A 19,203-nucleotide genomic window follows, 5' to 3' on the forward strand; every position below is an offset into this window, starting at 1 on the left:
ACCGATGCCTTCCATGAATAAACCCTGTCACGGGGGTCGGACATTTTTACCTCCCGCACGGCCGTTCGGCGTCGCGACAAGCGAAACAAGGAACACACGTCCCAAGAATCAGGTGCTGAGCTCCCAATGAACCCGGATCGCCTCGGCGATCAGGCCGGCGGTGAACTCACAATTGCAGAAGACAGATTCCCGCGCCGTGAATCCGCCCACCAACTTGCTGCCGTCAATGCACCTGAAGTATCCGCGACACGCGGGACCAATATCACCGGGTGCGCGACGCCCGCCGGTGCCGGCGCGACCGCGTGGCCGGGGCTGGTAATCGAGTACGACGGTCACAGCGCGGGGGACTAGTATTGAAGTTACTTGGTCAATGTGACCTGGAAATCCGGTGCGCGCTGTGTGTGGCCTCCGTCCGCCTGCGCCCCGGCCAAGGTCTTCTATCTACCCATAGGGGTTTTTGTGTCTACACCTGATGTAAGCAACGAAGCCGGTTCGTCCGCAGCCAGCGTTACGGGCAGCAGCCGCGTCAAGCGCGGCATGGCCGAGATGCTCAAGGGCGGCGTCATCATGGACGTCGTCAACGTCGAGCAGGCCCGCATCGCCGAAGATGCCGGTGCCGTGGCCGTCATGGCGCTCGAGCGCGTTCCCGCGGACATCCGCGCCCAGGGTGGCGTGTCCCGCATGTCGGACCCGGACATGATCGACCAGATCATCGCCGCGGTGTCCATCCCCGTCATGGCCAAGGCCCGCATCGGCCACTTCGTCGAGGCACAGGTCCTGCAGTCCCTCGGTGTTGACTACATCGACGAGTCCGAGGTCCTGACCCCGGCCGACTACACCCACCACATCGACAAGTGGAACTTCACCGTTCCCTTCGTCTGTGGTGCCACCAACCTGGGTGAGGCGCTGCGCCGTATCAACGAGGGCGCGGCCATGATCCGCTCCAAGGGCGAGGCCGGCACCGGGGACGTTTCCAACGCCACCACCCACATGCGCCAGATCCGCGCCGAGATCCTCCGCCTCTCCACCCTGCCCGAGGACGAACTCTACGTTGCGGCCAAGGAACTGCAGGCACCGTACGAGCTCGTCAAGGAAATCGCCGCCACCGGCAAGCTCCCGGTCGTGCTGTTCACTGCCGGCGGCATCGCCACCCCGGCCGACGCCGCGATGATGATGCAGCTCGGCGCGGACGGCGTGTTCGTCGGTTCGGGCATCTTCAAGTCCGGCAACCCGGCCCAGCGTGCCGCCGCCGTCGTGAAGGCCACCACCTTCTTCGACGACCCGGACGTCATCGCCAAGGTCTCCCGCGGCCTGGGCGAAGCCATGGTGGGCATCAACGTCGAGGAAATCCCCGAACCCCACCGCCTCGCCGAGCGCGGCTGGTAGGTCTTCGTTAAGCCGACGCGCCAGACGGCGCGGTTTGTTGGCGCCGGACGGCGCTGATCCTCGGCCTGCTATTCCCCGCGACTCGCTGCCGCGGCTTTGCAGCGGCTCGGGGCGGGGGCCCTTTTACGCAGGCTGCCGGATCTGCGCCGCCTACGTGTAACCGCGGCTAAGTACGACGCCTTGCGTTGGCGGGTCGCACCGTCCATCGCCTCGCTCTCCCGCTAAATACGACGCCGGTCGGTCACCTTCTTCGGTGACCGGCCGGCGTCGTGCGTTAACCCAACTGACTCCCAGTTGTTGTCGTTATGAGGCTCCATAACGACATTAACTGCGAGTCAGTTGGGGCGGCCCAGCGGCTATTCGAGGCCGCGGCGCTTGAGGAGCGGCTCGAGGGAGGCGTCGCGGCCGCGGAGCGTGCGGAATGATTCCAACGGATCGCGGCTGTTGCCACGGGAGAGCAGCTCCGAACGGAATCGTTCGCCGTTCTCGCGCAGCAGCCCGCCTTTTTCCGTGAACCAGTCCACCGTTTCCGCGTCCAGCACTTCACTCCAGATGTACGAGTAGTACCCGGCGGCGTAGAAGTCCCCGGCGAAGATGTGCTGGAAGTACCCCGTGCGGTACCGGGGCGGAATGAGGGAGTGCGCCACGCCTGCAGCAGCCAATGCCTTGGCTTCGAAGTCCAGCGCGTCCTGAGGAACGCCGTCGACGTCCAGCACGTGCCAGGCCAGGTCCAAAAGGGCGGCGCCGAGGTATTCCGTCGTGGCGAAGCCTTCGCCCCAAAGCTTGGACTCGTTGAGGCGGTCGATGATGTCCTGGGGAAGCGCTTCGCCAGTCGCGTGGTGCCGGGCGTAGTTACCGATAATCTCGGGCCACATGATCCACATCTCGTTGACCTGCGACGGATACTCCACGAAGTCCCGGGGGACCGAGGTGCCGGAAAACCGGGGATACATGACGTTGGAGAAGAGTCCGTGCAAGGCATGGCCGAACTCGTGGAACGTGGTCCGGACCTCGTCCAGGGTAAGCAGGGTGGGTTCTCCGGCCGGCGGTTTGGAGATGTTCAGGTTGTTGATCACCACCGGCTTGGTACCCAGGAGTGCTGATTGTTCGACGAGCGAGTTCATCCAGGCGCCGCCGCGCTTTGAGTCCCGCGCGTAGTAGTCGCCCAGGAAGAGACCAAGCTCGGAGCCGTCTCCGTTTCGCACCACCCAGACGCGGACATCGGGGTGGTACCCCTCAAGGTCATTCCGCACGTGGAAAGTAATACCGAAGAGGCTCGTGGCTGCGAAGAACACGCCGTCCACGAGTACCCGGTCCAATTCGAAATAGGGCCGAAGGAGTTGTTCGTCCACTTCGTAGCGCTCCCGCCGGACCTTCGAGGAGTAGTACGCCCAGTCCCATGCTTCCAATGGGTGCCCTGCGCTCTCCGCCAGGGCAGCCGCTTCTGCATCGGCGTTGCGGATGGCGGCCGGAGCAAGTCGGTTGAGCATCGCTTGCACGGCCGCGAAATCGGGGGCGGTCTGGCGGTCCATGACCATTTCGGCGTAGTTGCCGAACCCGAGGAGTGTCGCCTTCTCGGCCCGCAAACGCACCATCGCCTTCACCAGTTCCAGGACGTCCAGGCTGCCGCCGTCGCTTCCCCTCGCAACGGACGCCTCAAACAGGCGACGGCGGAGCTCGCGGTTCTGCAAAGAAGCCAAAGCAGGCTGGTTGCTCGGCTGTATGAGAGTCAGGAGGTATTTTCCCTCGTGCCCGGCAGTGCGTGCGGCCTCCGCAGCACTGGCGATGTCGTCCGCCGGCAGGCCGGCAAGTTCTGTGGCGTCATCCACCACCAGGGCGGCCGCCTTCATGGCTTCCTTGACCCGTTGCCCGTACTCCGTTCCCAAGCGGGAGAGTTCCGCGTTGAGGCTCTTGAGTTTTTCCTGGTCAGCCGGGTCGAGCTGGATGCCCGACTGGCGGAATTCCCGGAGGTACTCCTGCACCAGCCGGATGGATTCGTCATCGAGTCCCGAGGTGTCTACGGCCGCGAATCGCTCGTACAGTCCGCGGTTGAGATAGACCGCGTCCTGATGGCTCACGAACCGGGGAGACAGCTCGGTTTCGAGTTCGCGGATGGCCTCCGAGGCGTCGGCGGAAACCAATGTGAAGAAGGCCGCCGCTGCCCGCTCCAGCAGGCGGCCGGAGCGTTCCATCGCGACCGCCGTGTTTTCGAAGGATGCGGGCTCCGGGTTGTCGACGATGGACTGGATCTCGGCCAGGTGCTCAACGAGGCCCGCATCAACGGCTTCGGCGAAGTGGCTGTCCTGGATCTTTGCGAAGGGCGGCAAGCCAAAGGGAAGGGTACTCGGCTCCAAGAGGGGGTTCGTCATGAAGCAACCCTTTCATGCAGGGGCCCCGCCCACAACGGTTTTCCCCGTGTTAGCGCGGCCGCCGCGCCGCGTGTTCGCGCGCGAGGCGGGCAAAGTCGTCGTCGGGCGTTCCGGGGACGAAAGTACCGTACTTGCGTTCGACGGCGGTCCGGATCAGGAAATCGGCGATGGCCGGATTCTTGGGCAACAGGGAACCGTGCAAGTAGCTGGCAACCACGTTCCGGTGCCTGGCGCCTTCGTGGTTGTCTTTGCTGTTGTTGCCGGCACCCTTGGACACGGTGCCGAGCGGCTCGACGCCGGCACCCAGGGAGGTCTGTCCGCTGTGGTTTTCGTAACCCATGATTTCACCGAACTCGGGTGAAGTGAGCGTGACGTTTCCGATGAGGCGTTCGTCCGTACCGATGGTCTCGACGTCAAGGATGCCGATACCGGGGATAACAGGTCCGCTCTTCGTCTTGAAGAACTTGCCGAAAAGCTGGTAGAGCCCGCAAATGACCAGCATGGGCGTTCCGTCCTCGGCCATCCCGCGCAGTTGCTCGCCGCGTGACTGGAGATCGTCCTGGATGACTACCTGGCCGCTGTCCTGGCCGCCACCGCCGACAATGAGATCGACATCTTCGGGGAAGTCGTCGCCCACATTGTATTCAAGGAGTTCGGGCGTGTAACCGTGCCAGAGCAGGCGCTGCCGCAAGACGAGTGCGTTGCCCCAGTCCCCGTAGATGTTCATGTCCCGGGGGTACAGCTGCAGGACCCGGATGGTGCCCTTGCTAGTGTGTGCGGTACCTTCGGCCGGGGTCATGAGACCACCTCTACTGTGGTGATTTTGGAGAGTTCGCGCCGGATGGCCAACATCGCGGTGTACGTGCAGAATACGCGTTTCGGTTTGCCGGCCGAACCCCGGATGAATTCGGCCAAGGCCGCAGTGATGTCGGTGTCCACTGAGCCGAAGCGGACCTCGTCGTACTGGAGGCGCAGTGCCATGTCATAGGCACGGACGCCGGTGACGACCTCGACACCGTCCTCGCGCAGGGAGTCGAATTCAACGTCCCAAAGCCACGACATGTCCCGGCCGTCGGCATAGTTGTCATTGATGGCGATCATGGACGCGTAGCCCTTCGCCGGGAAAGACTTCAGGCCCAGGCGGAAACCGCTCGGGTTCTTCACGAGGACCAACTCAAAAGGCTGGCCGTCCACCGTCAGGCTCTCCCCGCGGCCAAACGCCGGAGCCACTTCGGAGAGCGCCTTGACCAGCTTGGCGGAGTCGCCGGGCCTCCCGCTTGCCCCGGTGATGCTCCTGGCGAGGACCAACGCGGCTGCGGCGTTGAAGATGTTGTAGACGCCGCGGAGTTTCATGTGCGTGGACACAAGAGTTCCGTCGAACTCGAAGTCGGCGTCGTCGGTACCGACCCGGCGGAGCACGACGTCGGCCGCCGGGGATGCGGGGACCTCACCGCGGGGGCTGGTTTCCGGAGCCGCGGCCCGCATGTCGTCGTCGTTCGGGAAGGTGCTGCGGAGCGATTCGTCCAATCCGAAGTAGAGCACCTCGGGGCCGCTCACGGCTCCGGCAATACGGGCGACCCGGGGATCCTCGCGGTTCAGGACCACGGTCCCGGTGGTTCGCTCGGCGATGCGCTGGAGGAGTAGCGCCGTGGTGTCGATTTCGCCGAAACGGTCCAGTTGGTCGCGCAGGACGTTGAGGAGAAGGCAATAGCGCGGCGGCACCTTGTTCACGAAATGCACGGCGTGTGCCTCGTCGAGTTCCAACACCGCGACGTCGGCGTGCAACCTGCCGCGCCAGTCCACCTCACCCAGGAGAGCGGCCGCAACGCCACGGGTGAAGTTGCTGCCCGTCCGGTTGGTGAAGACCTTCAAGCCCTGGCTTTCCAGGAGCTCCACCACCATTTTTGTGGTGGTCGTCTTGCCGTTGGTTCCGCTCACCACCGCCACACCGTGGGGGAGCGAGGACAGCGTCCTCTGCATGAAGCCGGGGTCGATCTTCTCGACCACGAGGCCGGGCAAAGCCGAACCCCCGCCGCGCAGCCGGGACACAGCACGGACCAGCTTGCCGAGTGGAACGGTGAACGAAAACATGCTCTGTAATATATCCCAGTTGGTGCATAAACCACGTGCCGTAAAGCCGCGATCGGGTTGCCGGCGCGAGCCGGCAGTGGCAGCGCATTATGATGGTCGAATGACCAATCCCCCTTCCGAGGCGTCATCAAGCGTGGGCGCGGGCCTGCGCATCGGCGTCCTCGCACTACAAGGCGATTTTCGTGAGCACATCCACGCCGTCGAAGCGGCCGGTGCCACCGGCGTCGGCATCCGGCGTCCGGCGGAGCTCGACGACATTGACGGCCTCATCATTCCCGGCGGCGAGTCGACTACCATCGACAAGCTGGCGCGCATCTTCGAACTCGCCGATCCCATCCGCAAGCAGATCGCGTCCGGGCTGCCGGTGTATGGATCCTGCGCCGGCATGATCCTGCTGGCGGACGACATCGCCGATCCCGCCACGGACCTCGCCGGAAATCCGCAGCAGACTTTCGGTGGATTGGACATCACGGTCCGTCGCAATGCCTTCGGCCGGCAGCGCGAGTCCTTCGAAACCGATCTTGACTTCAAGGGCCTCGAGTTCAGCGCAGGCGAGTCCGGCGTCGACCCCGTCCACGCCGTCTTCATCCGCGGACCGTGGGTGGAACGGGTCGGACCCGGCGTCGAAATCCTTGCGCAGGTGGAACCGGGCAAAGCGACCCACACGGACACTTTGCACGGGTTGGCTAGAATTGTTGCAGTGCGCTCAGGTCGGTTGCTGGCCACCTCCTTCCACCCGGAAGTGACTGGGGAGAAGCGTGTGCATGAATTGTTTATTCGAATGATCAGAGGGGAAGTTTAAAGCATGTCAGGCCACTCCAAATGGGCGACGACCAAGCACAAGAAGGCCATCCTCGATAGCCGCCGGGCCAAGTCGTTCGCCAAACTGATCAAGAACATCGAAGTCGCGGCCCGCATGGGCGGACCGGACCTTGCCGGCAACCCGAGCCTCGAACTGGCTGTGACCAAAGCCAAGAAAACCTCGGTCCCCGCCGACAACATCGACCGCGCCATCAAGCGCGGAGCCGGCCTCACCGGCGAAGTGGTCGACTACACGGAGATCATGTACGAGGCCCGCGGCCCGCAGGGTTCCGCCCTCCTGATCGAGTGCCTCACGGACAACAAGAACCGTGCCGCCTCCGAGGTCCGCCTGGCGATTTCCCGCAACGGCGGCACTATCGCCGATCCCGGCTCCGTGAGCTACCTCTTCACCCGCAAGGGCGTGGTCAACCTGCCCAAGAACGGGCTCAGCGAAGACGACATCCTGATGGCAGTGCTCGACGCCGGCGCAGAAGAAGTCAAGGACAACGGCGACAACTGGGAAATCCACTCGGAACCCACCGATCTCCCGGCAATCCGCGAAGCCCTCACGGAGGCCGGCATCGAATACGACACGGACGAAGCTGAATTCGTCCCGTCCATGCAGGTGCCGCTGGACCTTGACGGTGCCAAGAAGTTCATGAAGCTCGTCGACGCCCTCGAAGATCTCGACGACGTCCAGAACGTTTATACCAACGCGGACATGAGCGAGGAAGTCCAGGCTGCGCTCGAAGCCGAGTAGCGCCCGCTTGCCACACAGCTTCACAACAAACAGGGAGGCCCGGACTTGACTCTTCGCGTATTGGGAGTCGATCCGGGCCTCACCCGTTGCGGCATCGGAGTGGTCGACGTCGAACGGAACCGCCGCGCCACGATGGTGGCTGTCTGCGTCGTGGGAACCTCCCCGGAGCAATCATTGGACCAGCGACTGCTGGTCATAGCCAAGGCCATCGATGAATGGCTGGACCTCTATAAACCCGACGTTCTCGCGGTCGAACGGGTGTTCTCCCAGTTGAACGTCAGTACGGTCATGGGCGTTGCCCAGGCATCCGGCGTCGTCATCGCGGCCGCCGCGCGGCGGGGCATCCCGGTGGCGCTCCACACGCCGTCGGAGGTCAAAGCCGCCGTGACGGGAAGCGGCACCTCCAACAAGGAAGCGGTGACGAAACTCATCACCAAGATCCTTCGTCTTGACGCCCCGCCCCGCCCGGCCGACGCCGCGGACGCGTTGGCCCTCGCTGTCACCCACGCGTGGCGGGCCGGCAGCGGTGCCGCAGTTGCCACCACCGGACCGGGGAGCAGCGCATTGACGCCCGCCCAGCGAGCCTGGGCTGAAGCCGAAGCGAAAGCGCGCCGCGCCCGGTAATTGTCGGTGGCCCTTGCTAGGGTATTCGTAGATATGTTCGGATAGCCCGCGGCGCAGCATGCGCGGGGCAGTACTTCAGGAGCCGGGTCTTGATCAGTTTTCTCCGCGGAACCGTGGCACACGTCAGTCTCTCCACGGCCGTCATCGATCTCAACGGCGCCGGTATGAGCGTCTACGCCACGCCCCAAACCCTCAGCCACCTGCACGTCGGCGAGGAAGCGAAGCTGTTCACTTCGTTGATCGTCCGGGAGGACTCCCTGACGCTCTTTGGTTTCTCGAACGACGACGAACGCGAAGTTTTCGATGTCCTGCTCAGTGTGAGCGGGGTGGGGCCGCGCCTCGCCCTTGCAGTCCTGGCCGTCCACGAGCCCGAGGCGATCCGGGTGGCCGCGCATTCCGGTGATGCCAAGTCATTCACCAAGGTCCCCGGTATCGGCCCGAAAGTGGCCGGCAGGATCGTCCTGGAACTGGCGGGCAAACTCGTTCCCCACGGCACCGCGCCCGGGGCCGCCCCCGCCGTCGCGGCCGAGTCTGTCTGGAAGCCGCAGGTGGTCGCCGCGATGACGAGCCTGGGCTGGTCGGAGAAGGACGCTGCCGGCAGCATCGACAAGGCAATGGCCGATTCCCCGGAACTTGCCGACGCCGGCAACGTCGCCCAGATCCTGCGCGCAACCCTTCGCTGGCTCGGGCAGGACGGCGCCCGCGCCGGAAACCGGGTAGGCAGCCGTGGCTGAGCAGTCCCTCGTTACCGGGGGAGAGGAACCCGAAGAGCGCATCATCGAAGCCGCACTTCGCCCGAAGAACCTCCACGACTTCGTAGGCCAGCACCGTGTCCGAAAGCAACTCTCGCTCGTGCTGGAAGCCTCGAGGATGCGCGGCCGCAGCGCGGACCACGTCCTGCTTTCGGGCCCTCCTGGGCTCGGCAAGACCACTCTCTCCATGATTATCGCCGCCGAGATGAACGCTCCCTTGCGCATTAGCAGCGGGCCGGCCATCCAGCACGCCGGAGACCTTGCGGCCATCCTCTCCTCGCTTTCTGAAGGCGAAGTGCTCTTCCTCGACGAAATCCACCGGATGTCCCGGCCCGCAGAGGAAATGCTGTACATGGCCATGGAAGACTTCCGGGTGGACATCGTGGTGGGCAAGGGCGCAGGCGCCACTGCCATTCCGCTTGAGCTGCCGCCTTTCACCCTCGTGGGCGCCACCACGCGGGCCGGCCTGCTGCCTGGACCGCTGCGTGACCGCTTTGGTTTTACCGGGCACCTGGAGTTCTACTCAGTGGCGGAGCTGGAACTCGTACTGCGCCGCTCGGCCGGACTGCTTGACCTGAAAGTCAACTCGGCCGGCTTCAGCGAGATTGCGGGCCGTTCCCGCGGAACCCCGCGTATCGCCAACCGGCTGCTTCGCCGTGTCCGGGACTGGGCTTTGGTTCACGGCATCGAACAAATCGATGCCCGTGCCGCCTCCGCTGCGTTGGACATGTACGAGGTGGACCAGCGTGGCTTGGATCGCCTGGACCGTGCTGTGCTGGAAGCCCTGATCCTCAAGTTCAACGGCGGTCCCGTAGGGCTCTCCACCCTCGCTATCGCCGTGGGGGAGGAACCGGAGACCGTCGAAACGGTCGCTGAGCCGTACCTGGTGCGCGAAGGCCTCTTGGGACGGACGCCGCGCGGCAGGATTGCCATGGCGTCAGCCTGGACGCACCTCGGATACGCCGTGCCGCCAGGAGTGTTCGGGCAGGACCCGCTGGCGTTGTTCGAGGATAGCGAAAACGGGGCGGAAAGCATCGACACCGGCCGTTAGCACGATCCATTCAGCTTAACCCTCTAGACTGGTATGACACTCGGCACGTTCGAGTCCTTGGTTCTGTGCCCGCCCGTCGGAGCATTGTGCGGCCAAGTGGGCGAAAGCTCCACGGCCGCCGGATCCACCGGGCAGACATGGCCGTGAAACCAAAAACGTAAGTAAAGAACGGAACTTCCCTGTGGATCCAATGACAATCCTGCTGTTCGCCATGCTCGGCGTCTTCATCTTCATGATGTTCCGCCGCAACAAGAAGACGCAGCAACAGCAGGCCAAGCTTCAGTCCCAGTTTGCCCCCGGCGTTGACGTCATGACCAGTTTCGGACTGTTCGGCCGAATCGTCTCGATGGACGACGCCGAGAACAAGGTTGTCCTGGAACTGTCCCCGGGCAACCTCGCCACGGTGCACCGCCAGGCCGTCACCAAGATCGTTGAGCCCGCCGAGGAGGCCGCAGTTGACGTTCCGGACGACGCGTCGTCGCTGACGGCCGCGGATGCCGATGCATCTGCATCCGCGGAGACCCCGGACGAGACCCTCAAGCGCCTCAACGACGAGGGCAAGAAGGACAACTAGCCCGTACCCGCTCTACAAGCGGGAATAGTTCTACGGCAATGAATCGCCGCCGGCCTGCGCTCACCCGTGCACGTCGGCGGCTGTTCCGTCATCAACAGGAAGATCGAACATGGCACGAACCGGCCACAAAAATGCAGCCCGCAGGGTGCTGATCTGGCTTGTCGCAATATTCGCTGTACTGACAGCAGTCCTCGGTGGCGGCGTCATCACTGGTCACGCCAGCTGGGCCCCAAAGCTCGCGCTTGACCTCGAGGGCGGCACGCAAATGATTCTCGCGCCCAAGGTCGAAGGATCAACCGGCATCAACGAAGAACAGTTGAACCAGGCCGTCGCGATTATCCGCCAACGCGTTGACAGCTCCGGTGTCGCCGAAGCGGAAATCACCACGCAGTCCGGCCGTAACGTCGTGGTAAGCCTTCCCGGTACGCCAAGTTCGGAAACCCGTGCCCTGATCCAGGCATCTGCCGACATGAACTTCCGCCCAGTGATCACCACCGGTGACCCTGCGGCCGTTCCGGTCGCATCCCGCACGCCGGACGCGAGCCTGCCCAAGCCCACCGCTGCGCCGACCAACGCCAGCGACAGCAACTGGGTCACAGCCGACGTCTACAAGGCCTTCGAAGCCTTGGACTGCGTCAACCCGGCCCAGGATAAGCAGCCGCGGTCGGATCCCGCCAAGCCGCTGGTGACCTGCGAGCCGGCAACGGCCAAGACTCCTGCCGTCAAGTACATCCTTGGCCCGGTCGAAGTGAAGGGCCAGGACATCGTGTCGTCCTCCTTCGATCCCGTCCAGGGCGCGCAGGGCTCGGTCACCAATGCGTGGGGCGTGACCATCACGTTCGATGCCAACGCCACCAAGACCTTCAAGGACGTTACGCAGAGGCTCAACCAGTTCTACGTGGCATCGCAGGCGCAGGGCGGCAACGACCCCAAGGCCCAGTTCGCCATCGTCCTGGATGACCAGGTTATTTCCGCGCCGCGTGCCCTCGCAGTCATTACCGATGGCAAGCCGCAGATCACGGGTAACTTCACGCAGGCCTCGGCACAGGCGTTGTCGGACCAGCTTCGCTACGGCGCTTTGCCCATCAGCTTCGATATCCAGTCCGAGGAACAGATTTCCGCCACCCTCGGTGGCGAGCAGCTTCGTCTTGGCCTGATGGCCGGTGTGATCGGGCTCCTGCTCGTGGTGGTCTATTCGCTCTTCCAGTACCGGGCCTTGGGCTTTGTCACCATCCTCTCGCTCGTTGTGGCTGGTGGACTGACATACCTAGCCATCGCGATCCTTGGCTGGACTGAAAACTACCGGCTGTCCCTTGCCGGTGTGGCAGGTCTTATCGTGGCCATTGGCCAGACAGCCGACTCCTTCATCGTGTACTTCGAACGCATCCGTGACGAACTTCGTGAGGGCAAGGGCCTCGTGTCCGCCGTCGCTAACGGTTGGAAGCGCGCCAAGCGCACGGTCCTCGCGTCCAAGGCCGTCAACCTGCTCGCGGCCTTGGTGCTGTACTTCGTCGCTGTTGGAAACGTCCGCGGCTTCGCCTTCACCCTTGGCCTCACCGCGCTGGCAGACCTCCTGGTCGTGTTCATGTTCACGCACCCCACGCTCCAAGTGCTGGCCCGGACCAAGTTCTTCGGCGAGGGGCACCGCTTCTCCGGCCTCGACCCTGAGCGACTGGGCGCCGTGCCGCTGTACCGCGGTGCCGGCCGGCTCCGCACGCCAACGGAGAAGCCCGCCGTCGTGCGCGCCCGCAACACCGGTGCTGCCGCTGAAGCCGAGCGCCGCATGACCATCGCCGAACGCCGGCTTGCCGAGAAGCAGGCCCAGTTGACTGGTTCTTCCAACGGCACCAAGGAGGAGAAGTAATGACCACGAGCTTCGCAAAGTTCGGCAACGAGCTCTACACGGGCAAGCGTTCTTACAACTTCGTTTCCAGCAAGAAGATCTGGTTCATCATCGCCGCAGTAGCGGTGGCGATCTCCATCCTCCTGCCGGTGGTCAAGGGCGGGTACAACCTCGGAATCGACTTCCGGGGCGGCTCCGAGTTCACGGTGTCCAACGTGAAGACCACCGAATCCGCCCCGGGCGAGAAGGCAGTCCACGACGTCGTTTCTGGTGCCGTTCCGCGCGTCGCCAACGTCGCTGGTAGCACTATGCGCATCCAGACCGACAAACTCAGCGATGACCAGACCATCAAGATCAAGACGGATCTCGCGAAGGCCTACGGCGTGACCGAAAACCAGGTCACCTCGACCTTCATCGGCCCCACCTGGGGGCAGGATGTCACCAAGCAGGCCCTGATCGGCCTCGCGGTGTTCGTTGGGCTGGCCGCTCTTTTGATGGCGTTGTACTTCCGCACCTGGAAGATGTCGGTTTCTGCCCTTGCCGGCATGCTGGTCACGATGTTCACTACGGCCGGTGTCTACTCCTTGAGCGATTTCGAGGTGACACCGTCGGCCATCATCGGCTTCCTGACGGTCCTCAGCTACTCCCTGTACGACACCGTGGTGGTTTTCGACAAGATCCGTGAAAACACCTCGGACATCGCGACCTCCAGCCGGCGCACTTTCGCCGAAGAGGTCAACCTTGCCGTCAACCAAACCCTGGTGCGCTCCATCAACACCATGATGGTGGCAGTATTGCCGGTCGCCGCGATTCTGTTCATCGGCGCCGGACTGTTGGGCGCCGGCACGCTCCGCGACCTGTCCCTCGCCCTGTTCGTTGGCATCCTGATCGGTACGGCGGCGACGATCTTCATCGCGGCGCCGCTCTACGCGTGGCTGCGCCAGAGCGAACCCGAGCTGCAGAAGCAGGCCAAGAAGGTGGCGACCCGGCGCGCGGCAGCCGTCAGCGCGAACTCGGAAGCAGCGGCCGTTTAGCCTCGTTTCCCCTTGAAGGGCCGGTCACCGCCGAAAAGTGGTGACCGGCCCTTTTGCGTTCCCGGCTCCGTCATCTGGGTACCGGTTCTTGGAGAGCTCACCAGCGGGAATAGACTGGGAGAATTAAGTCAGTCGTGAGAGGTGCTTTTGTGGAGGAACGTACGACGTCGGCGCCGCCGGCGGGCGGAGAGGACGGCCTGAGCCGCGTGCCCGGCACCGCAACTGCAGCTACGGGAAGCACCGTCGACGGTGTGCCCGTGGACTCCCCGGGCGTGCGCCCGACGTTCCCCGGACGACGCGAGCGGACGCGCTCCAGGCTGGCGAAGTTGACGGGACGGGGCACGAGCACCTATTCGCCCATCCTCGAACCGCTCCTGCGGACCGTCAGGGCCAACAACCCCAAAGAAGACCTCGATCTCATCCAGCGGGCCTTTACCGTGGCAGAGCGCAGCCATCAGGGCCAGAAGCGGAAGAGCGGCGATCCGTACATCACCCACCCCGTTGCGGTGGCCACGATCCTGGCCGAATTGGGCCTCACCGGCACAACCCTTGCTGCTGCACTCCTGCACGACACCGTCGAGGGCACTCCCTACACCCTCGCTGACCTGACGCGCGATTTCGGCCCCGAGGTCGCGATGCTCGTGGACGGCGTCACCAAGCTGGACAAAGTCCAATTCGGTGAGGCCGCACAGTCCGAGACCGTCCGCAAGATGGTCGTGGCCATGGCCAAGGACATCCGGGTACTGATGATCAAGCTGGCGGACCGGCTGCACAACGCCCGTACGTGGCGCTTTGTTTCCGCTGAATCATCCGCCCGCAAAGCGCGCGAAACACTTGAGATCTTTGCGCCGCTGGCCCACCGCCTCGGCATGAACACCATCAAATGGGAACTCGAGGATCTTTCCTTCGCCGCCTTGTACCCCAAGGTGTATGAAGAAATCGTCCGGATGGTGGGGGACCGCACTCCGGAGCGCGAAAAGAGCCTGAGCGTCATCCGCAACCAGATTGCCGAAGACCTGCGCGTCGCCCGCATCAAGGCCACCATCACGGGCCGACCCAAGCATTACTACTCGATCTACCAAAAGATGATTGTCCGGGACAAGGACTTCGACGACATCAACGACCTCATGGGCGTGCGTGTCCTCGTGGATTCCGTCCGTGACTGTTATGCAGCTCTTGGCACCTTGCATTCGCGCTGGAACCCCCTTCCGGGACGGTTCAAGGACTACATCGCCATGCCGAAGTTCAACATGTACCAGTCCTTGCACACCACCGTCATCGGGCCCGGGGGCAAGCCCGTTGAGATCCAGATCCGTACCCACGAAATGCATCGCCGTGCCGAGTATGGCGTGGCGGCACACTGGAAGTACAAGGACCAGCCCAACCGGACCGCCGTAGGTCCGGGGAGCCCCAAGGACGGCGACATGGGCTGGTTGCGTTCCCTGGTCGACTGGCAGCAGGAAACATCGGATCCGGGCGAATTCCTGGACTCGCTGCGTTTTGAAATCAATGCCCGGGAAGTGTTCGTCTTCACCCCCAAGGGCGAGGTCATGGCCCTTCCCGCAGGATCGACACCGGTGGACTTCGCCTACGCGGTGCACACCGAAGTGGGTCACCGGACCATCGGTGCGCGCGTCAACGGCAAGCTGGTTCCGCTCAACAGCGAACTCAATCACGGCGACTGGGTGGAGATCTTCACCTCCAAGGCCGAGGGCGCAGGACCGAGCCAGGACTGGCAGCATTTCGTCAAAAGCGCCCGGGCGCGCAACAAGATCCGGCAGTGGTTCAGCAAGGAACGCCGCGAAGAGGCCATCGAGCGGGGCAAGGACCAGTTGACCCGCGCCATGCGTAAGCAGAACCTGCCCCTGCAACGGCTCATGACACATGACGCCTTGTCCACGGTGGCCGAGGAATTCCACTACGTCGACATTTCCGGCCTGTATGCCGGCGTCGGAGACGGGCACACTTCGGCGCAGTCCGTCATGGAAAAGCTCATGGAGCACCTCGGTGGGCATGAGACGCCCGATGAGGACCTGGACGAAGTCAGCATTCCCTCGCAACTCCAGAAGACCCGGTACTCGGACTCCGGCGTCATTGTCCGCGGCGTGGGGGATGTCTGGGTGAAGCTGGCCCGCTGCTGCACGCCTGTACCGCCTGATCCGATCCTCGGGTTCGTGACCCGCGGCTCGGGGGTGTCGGTACACCGCACGGACTGTACGAATGTCTCGGACCTCCGTGACCAGCCCGATCGCATCGTCGAGGTTGAATGGGCTCCCACCCAGTCCAGCGTCTTCCTGGTGGAGATCCAGGTGGAAGCCTTGGACCGGAAGTCGTTGCTTTCGGATGTCACCCGCGTGCTTTCGGAAAACCACGTCAACATCCTGGCTGCTTCCGTGCACACCTCCAGCGACCGGGTAGCCATCTCCCGCTTCGCGTTCGAAATGGGCGATCCTAAGTACCTTCACCACGTGCTCAGTGCCGTGCGCAGGATCGACGGGGTCTTTGACGTCTACCGGACCACGGGCAACCGCAGGAGAAGCTGAACCTAGCAACTCAGGCGGCTACCTCAGGCGGCAAGACGTCGGAAGGCGGCGGGTCAGCGGTCCGAGCCAACGCGGCAATCTTGCGCAGTGCAGCCTTCTTGTGGGGCACCCTCGTGGACGCCTCCACCGCGAGGGTCAAGAGCCGCAGCCGGACGCCCAATTCATCCCGGGACAGCAGCATCCGCAGTGCGGGCAAGGCCCTGCTGGCTTCTACGTGTAGGGCCACATCCACGGCCGTCCGCAGGGGACTGGTCACGAGCAGCCCGCCGATGCTGACCACGTCCAGTTGGCCTAAACGGACTTCGTGCAGGATACAGCCGCGGGCCGAACGCAAGCTCGATATACGGTGTTTGGCGTCCACGAGAAGCGAAAGCCTCTCTGGGGCATCCGCGCAACCGTAAATCCAGGCCGCCGTCATGCGCCCCGCGATGACCTTCCTGCGAATGCGATCCGGAACCACCAGGGCGGCCGCGCGGGCTCGGAGCCGAGGCGTGACATCCAGCCCCGAGGGAGTGAAACTCTTCTCGTAGAGTGGTGTGAGCACGCCGTCCGTAGCCATTGATTGAAGCTCGGCCCACGTGAACTGCGGGCTGGGCGCGTACAGCTCTTGGGCAGGGAAGTCCTGTTGCTGCGGAGGCGGTAATCTCGGGGCCATTCAGCAATCATCGCGTGGCTGCCGCAACGGGAACAGGCCCCGTGGCGGTTATGTGGATAACCGGCACGGGGCCTGTTGGTTCAAGCTCTACTACTACTACTACAACTACTACAACTACTACTACGCGAGATCGCTTGCCGAACGCTGGATCTGGTCAAGCCAGGCCTCTCGTGCTTCAAGGGCCTCACGGGCGTTCTTGATGCGGCGCTGGTCTCCGGCCTTTTCGGCCTTTTCCAGGTCTTCCCTCAGGCCGGCGATAGCCGCTTCCAGCTGCGACAAGGCGCTGTTGGTGCGGGCCTTCGTCTCCGGGTTGCTCCGGCGCCATTTGTCCTCTTCGGCGTCGCGGACGGCGTCCTCAACCTTGCGAAGGCCGGCTTCGATCCTGCCCATGTCGGCGCGGGGGACCTTGCCGGCTTCTTCCCAGCGGTCGCGGATGGACTGCAGGGCCTTCTTGGCAGCATTGAGGTCCGTGATCGGCAGCAGGGCCTGTGCCTCGACAACGAGCTCTTCCTTGACGGCAAGGTTTGCCGTGTACTGCTGGTCGATCTCGTCGTTGGCAGCCTGGCGGTTGCTGAAGAATACGTCCTGCGCGGCACGGAAACGGAGCCAGAGGGCGTCGTCATCCTTGCGGCTGGCGCGAGGCGTAGCCTTCCACTGGTCCATGAGACGGCGGTATTCGCCGGCGGCGAATCCCCAATCCGTGGAACTGGAGAGGGCTTCGGCCTCGACGATCAGCTGTTCCTTGGCGACCTTGGCCGCCGAGTTGGTGCTGTCCAATTGGGAGAAGTACGCACGGCGGTGGCGGTCAAAGACGGTACGGGCCGAGCGGAACCGCTTCCACAGCGCGTCCTCGTTGCTTCGTCCAAGCCGGATGCCGTTCTTCTGGGCTGTCTTCCAGCTCTCGAAGAGTTCGTTCATGCGGGCGCTGGACGTCTTCCACTGGACCTGGGACGGATCCTGGGATGCGATGGATTCGGCTTCGGCGACGATCGCCTCGCGTGCCGCGAGCTCCGCGGATCGTGCGGCGTCGTGTGCAGCTTTCTCGGACTTCTCCAACTCGGAAATCTGTCCAGCCAAGGCATCGAGTCGAGCCTCGGCAGTGCGGATGTCGCCCACCATGTTTCGCTCTGCCAGCTGCTCACGCAGGTGCTCGACCGTCTTCTGCATGTCCGTGGCCGGGGCCTTGGACTCCACGCGGTGTTCCATCAAAACGATCTGCGCAACAACGTCGTCGTACTTCCGGGCGAAGTATGCCAGCGCCTCGTCGGTGCTCACTCCCGGGTACTGTCCCACCGGCTGCTCTTCGCCGTCGATGGTCAGGAAGACGTGGCCGTCACCCTCGGCGCGCCCCCACTTGGCGGCTTCCGCCAGGGACACAGCCGTAGGCTGGGCTGCCGGCGCGGCCGGAATAACACTGGCGGCTGCCTTGGGGCGGGCAGCAAATGCGGCGGGGGAAGGCGCATGCGAGGGGGCCGGACGTGGCGCCGGAGAGGCAGGCTTGGGCGCGGGCTCTGCCGCGTCGGCCACTGGGGCGTCGGATTCTGCCGCGTCGGCCACCGGGACGACGGGTTCTGCCGCGTCGGCCACCGGGGCGGCGGGTTCTGCCGCGTCGGCCACTGGGGCGGCGGTCTCTGCCGGGGCAGCGAGCTCGGCCGGGGCAACCGGCGCAACACCGGCTTGCTCAGCTACGGGAGCCTGGGTTTCTTCGTCGTTGGCCACTACTGCAGTTTCGTCGGATTTCTGACTGTCTGTCACCGCTAAAAGTCTTTCGCTTGGAGGGATTACTAAGGTAATGCGCCGTGGACCATGGTCCGGGCTAGTTACTTCAGAGAAAACGAGTCTATCGTGACAGCTGCCACAGGGGTGCCGTCGGTGGCGCTGCTCCCCGGATTAATACCGGCTTGGGCGATCTTCGTCACCACGTCCATGCCGCTCGTCACTTTGCCGACCACCGTGTACCCGCCGGCGGAGTCCGGGGGAATGACGGTGTCCTTGTACACAATGAAGAACTGGTGCCCGTTGCCATAGGCGTTGTTGCCGGTCCTGGCGACGGCGATGGTTCCGGCCGGGTAGGTGTTGTTCGCCGGGGTGTTCTCAAGTGGTCCCCAGTGGAAGTTGGGGTCGTCTGTGGTGTCCGTCCCCTTGGCTCCGCACTGCAGCACCGAGAAATTGTCGGCGGTAGTCAATCGAGGGCACTTGAGGCCGCTGTAATAACTCGCGTCAGTGAGGGATTTGAACACTGCTGCGGCCTGGGGAGCTGTTGTGCCATCCAGTTCGACGCCGACTGTCCCTCCATTGAGGCTGAGCTGGCCAGTGAAAGTCTTACCTGCGGCCGTGTCCGCTTTGGGAATGCCGGCGCTATTCGAGCCCGTCGCCGCGGCCGAAGCGGAGGGGTTGGCAGAGGCGGACGGCGAACTCAGCCCGGCTTGGGCCGCTGCGAACTCCGATTCGCTCGGATTCGAGTTGAACACCGTGAGTTGGAGCACGACGGCGGCAATCAGGGCGGCGGCACCCACGCTGACCGCGATCACATTGTCCCGGCGGCGGCGCTTGCCCTGTGCACGCCGAAGCTCGCGCTTGGCTTCCATCTGCCTGATGCGCCGTTTGGCTTCACGGTTGTCCCGCGGCCTTGTAGACAATGGTCCTCCTGGTTGTCTGGACAAGCTTCCCTCGCAAGCAAGCCGAACCCGGGCGCCCGCATTAGATGTGCAGGCGCCGAA

Annotated in this window: 16 protein-coding genes; 10 read left to right on the forward strand and 6 right to left on the reverse strand. The window is 63.9% G+C overall.

All coding sequences use genetic code 11. The features are described 5' to 3' along the window. The first annotated feature begins 459 nt into the window (after positions 1-459). Entirely contained in the window at positions 460-1,386 is a 927-nt protein-coding gene (gene pdxS, locus AC3WJM_RS16290; RefSeq protein ID WP_306959754.1) for a pyridoxal 5'-phosphate synthase lyase subunit PdxS, read from the forward strand. Between the two features lie 356 nt (positions 1,387-1,742). Here pdxS and AC3WJM_RS16295 read toward each other — a convergent pair whose 3' ends face one another. Genes AC3WJM_RS16295 through AC3WJM_RS16305 form a run of 3 tightly spaced genes read right to left on the reverse strand, consistent with a single transcriptional unit; the run spans position 1,743 to position 5,846 of the window. Next, entirely contained in the window at positions 1,743-3,755 is a 2,013-nt protein-coding gene (locus AC3WJM_RS16295) for a M3 family metallopeptidase (RefSeq protein WP_492272396.1), read from the reverse strand. A 49-nt stretch (positions 3,756-3,804) separates the two neighbouring features. Further along, positions 3,805-4,554, reverse strand: a complete 750-nt coding sequence (locus tag AC3WJM_RS16300; RefSeq protein ID WP_284989256.1) for a type 1 glutamine amidotransferase — start codon at positions 4,552-4,554, stop codon at positions 3,805-3,807. Then, entirely contained in the window at positions 4,551-5,846 is a 1,296-nt protein-coding gene (locus AC3WJM_RS16305; protein WP_492272397.1) for a DUF1727 domain-containing protein, read from the reverse strand. The genes AC3WJM_RS16300 and AC3WJM_RS16305 overlap by 4 nt, the downstream gene beginning before the upstream one ends. Before the next feature lie 100 nt (positions 5,847-5,946). Here AC3WJM_RS16305 and pdxT point away from each other — a divergent pair, with 100 nt between their 5' ends. The 9 genes from pdxT (at position 5,947) to AC3WJM_RS16350 (ending at position 15,828) form a co-directional block, all read left to right on the forward strand. Next, a complete protein-coding gene (pdxT, locus tag AC3WJM_RS16310; protein WP_059390283.1) occupies positions 5,947-6,648 on the forward strand; it encodes a pyridoxal 5'-phosphate synthase glutaminase subunit PdxT in 702 nt (233 codons plus the stop codon). Positions 6,649-6,651: 3 nt separating this feature from the next. After that, positions 6,652-7,407, forward strand: coding sequence for a YebC/PmpR family DNA-binding transcriptional regulator (locus AC3WJM_RS16315; protein ID WP_307053979.1), 756 nt, complete (start codon positions 6,652-6,654; stop codon positions 7,405-7,407). Between the two features lie 45 nt (positions 7,408-7,452). Further along, positions 7,453-8,031 (forward strand): crossover junction endodeoxyribonuclease RuvC, encoded by a 579-nt coding sequence (ruvC, locus tag AC3WJM_RS16320; RefSeq protein WP_078108969.1) that lies wholly within the window; start codon positions 7,453-7,455, stop codon positions 8,029-8,031. Positions 8,032-8,120: 89 nt separating this feature from the next. Further along, on the forward strand, positions 8,121-8,765 hold the full coding sequence (gene ruvA / locus AC3WJM_RS16325; RefSeq protein ID WP_284754937.1) for a Holliday junction branch migration protein RuvA: 645 nt from the start codon (positions 8,121-8,123) through the stop codon (positions 8,763-8,765). Continuing rightward, positions 8,758-9,834, forward strand: a complete 1,077-nt coding sequence (gene ruvB / locus AC3WJM_RS16330) for a Holliday junction branch migration DNA helicase RuvB (protein ID WP_284989259.1) — start codon at positions 8,758-8,760, stop codon at positions 9,832-9,834. The genes ruvA and ruvB overlap by 8 nt, the downstream gene beginning before the upstream one ends. A 190-nt stretch (positions 9,835-10,024) precedes the next feature. Beyond that, positions 10,025-10,408, forward strand: coding sequence for a preprotein translocase subunit YajC (yajC, locus tag AC3WJM_RS16335; RefSeq protein WP_059389206.1), 384 nt, complete (start codon positions 10,025-10,027; stop codon positions 10,406-10,408). Between the two features lie 109 nt (positions 10,409-10,517). Then, on the forward strand, positions 10,518-12,272 hold the full coding sequence (secD, locus tag AC3WJM_RS16340) for a protein translocase subunit SecD (protein WP_284989260.1): 1,755 nt from the start codon (positions 10,518-10,520) through the stop codon (positions 12,270-12,272). After that, entirely contained in the window at positions 12,272-13,285 is a 1,014-nt protein-coding gene (gene secF / locus AC3WJM_RS16345) for a protein translocase subunit SecF (protein WP_492272398.1), read from the forward strand. The genes secD and secF overlap by 1 nt, the downstream gene beginning before the upstream one ends. Before the next feature lie 149 nt (positions 13,286-13,434). Next, positions 13,435-15,828, forward strand: a complete 2,394-nt coding sequence (locus tag AC3WJM_RS16350; protein WP_492272399.1) for a RelA/SpoT family protein — start codon at positions 13,435-13,437, stop codon at positions 15,826-15,828. A 10-nt stretch (positions 15,829-15,838) separates the two neighbouring features. On the opposite strand, the gene AC3WJM_RS16355 is transcribed toward AC3WJM_RS16350, so the two are convergent. From AC3WJM_RS16355 to AC3WJM_RS16365, 3 genes are all read right to left on the reverse strand, one after another. Next, positions 15,839-16,483 carry a type IV toxin-antitoxin system AbiEi family antitoxin gene (locus AC3WJM_RS16355; RefSeq protein WP_441438260.1) on the reverse strand — a complete coding sequence of 215 codons (645 nt, stop codon included), beginning with the start codon at positions 16,481-16,483 and terminating at the stop codon, positions 15,839-15,841. A gap of 120 nt (positions 16,484-16,603) precedes the next feature. Then, entirely contained in the window at positions 16,604-18,238 is a 1,635-nt protein-coding gene (locus AC3WJM_RS16360) for a DUF349 domain-containing protein (RefSeq protein WP_492272400.1), read from the reverse strand. A gap of 65 nt (positions 18,239-18,303) precedes the next feature. Then, the gene (locus tag AC3WJM_RS16365; RefSeq protein ID WP_370872108.1) at positions 18,304-19,071 is read right to left on the reverse strand and encodes a peptidylprolyl isomerase; all 768 of its coding nucleotides are present in this window, start codon (positions 19,069-19,071) and stop codon (positions 18,304-18,306) included. Between the last annotated feature and the right edge of the window lie 132 nt (positions 19,072-19,203).

The organism is Arthrobacter sp. FW306-1B-G06A (genome assembly GCF_058781765.1).

Excerpts from the sequence above, each read along its gene's own strand:
- AC3WJM_RS16315 (WP_307053979.1), top strand. The coding sequence starts at position 6,652 with ATGTCAGGCCACTCCAAATGGGCGACGACCAAGCACAAGAAGGCCATC.
- pdxT (WP_059390283.1), top strand. The coding sequence starts at position 5,947 with ATGACCAATCCCCCTTCCGAGGCGTCATCAAGCGTGGGCGCGGGCCTG.
- secD (WP_284989260.1), top strand. The coding sequence starts at position 10,518 with ATGGCACGAACCGGCCACAAAAATGCAGCCCGCAGGGTGCTGATCTGG.
- secF (WP_492272398.1), top strand. The coding sequence starts at position 12,272 with ATGACCACGAGCTTCGCAAAGTTCGGCAACGAGCTCTACACGGGCAAG.
- yajC (WP_059389206.1), top strand. The coding sequence starts at position 10,025 with ATGACAATCCTGCTGTTCGCCATGCTCGGCGTCTTCATCTTCATGATG.
- AC3WJM_RS16365 (WP_370872108.1), bottom strand. The coding sequence starts at position 19,071 with ATGGAAGCCAAGCGCGAGCTTCGGCGTGCACAGGGCAAGCGCCGCCGC.
- AC3WJM_RS16295 (WP_492272396.1), bottom strand. The coding sequence starts at position 3,755 with ATGACGAACCCCCTCTTGGAGCCGAGTACCCTTCCCTTTGGCTTGCCG.
- AC3WJM_RS16300 (WP_284989256.1), bottom strand. The coding sequence starts at position 4,554 with ATGACCCCGGCCGAAGGTACCGCACACACTAGCAAGGGCACCATCCGG.
- AC3WJM_RS16355 (WP_441438260.1), bottom strand. The coding sequence starts at position 16,483 with ATGGCCCCGAGATTACCGCCTCCGCAGCAACAGGACTTCCCTGCCCAA.
- AC3WJM_RS16305 (WP_492272397.1), bottom strand. The coding sequence starts at position 5,846 with ATGTTTTCGTTCACCGTTCCACTCGGCAAGCTGGTCCGTGCTGTGTCC.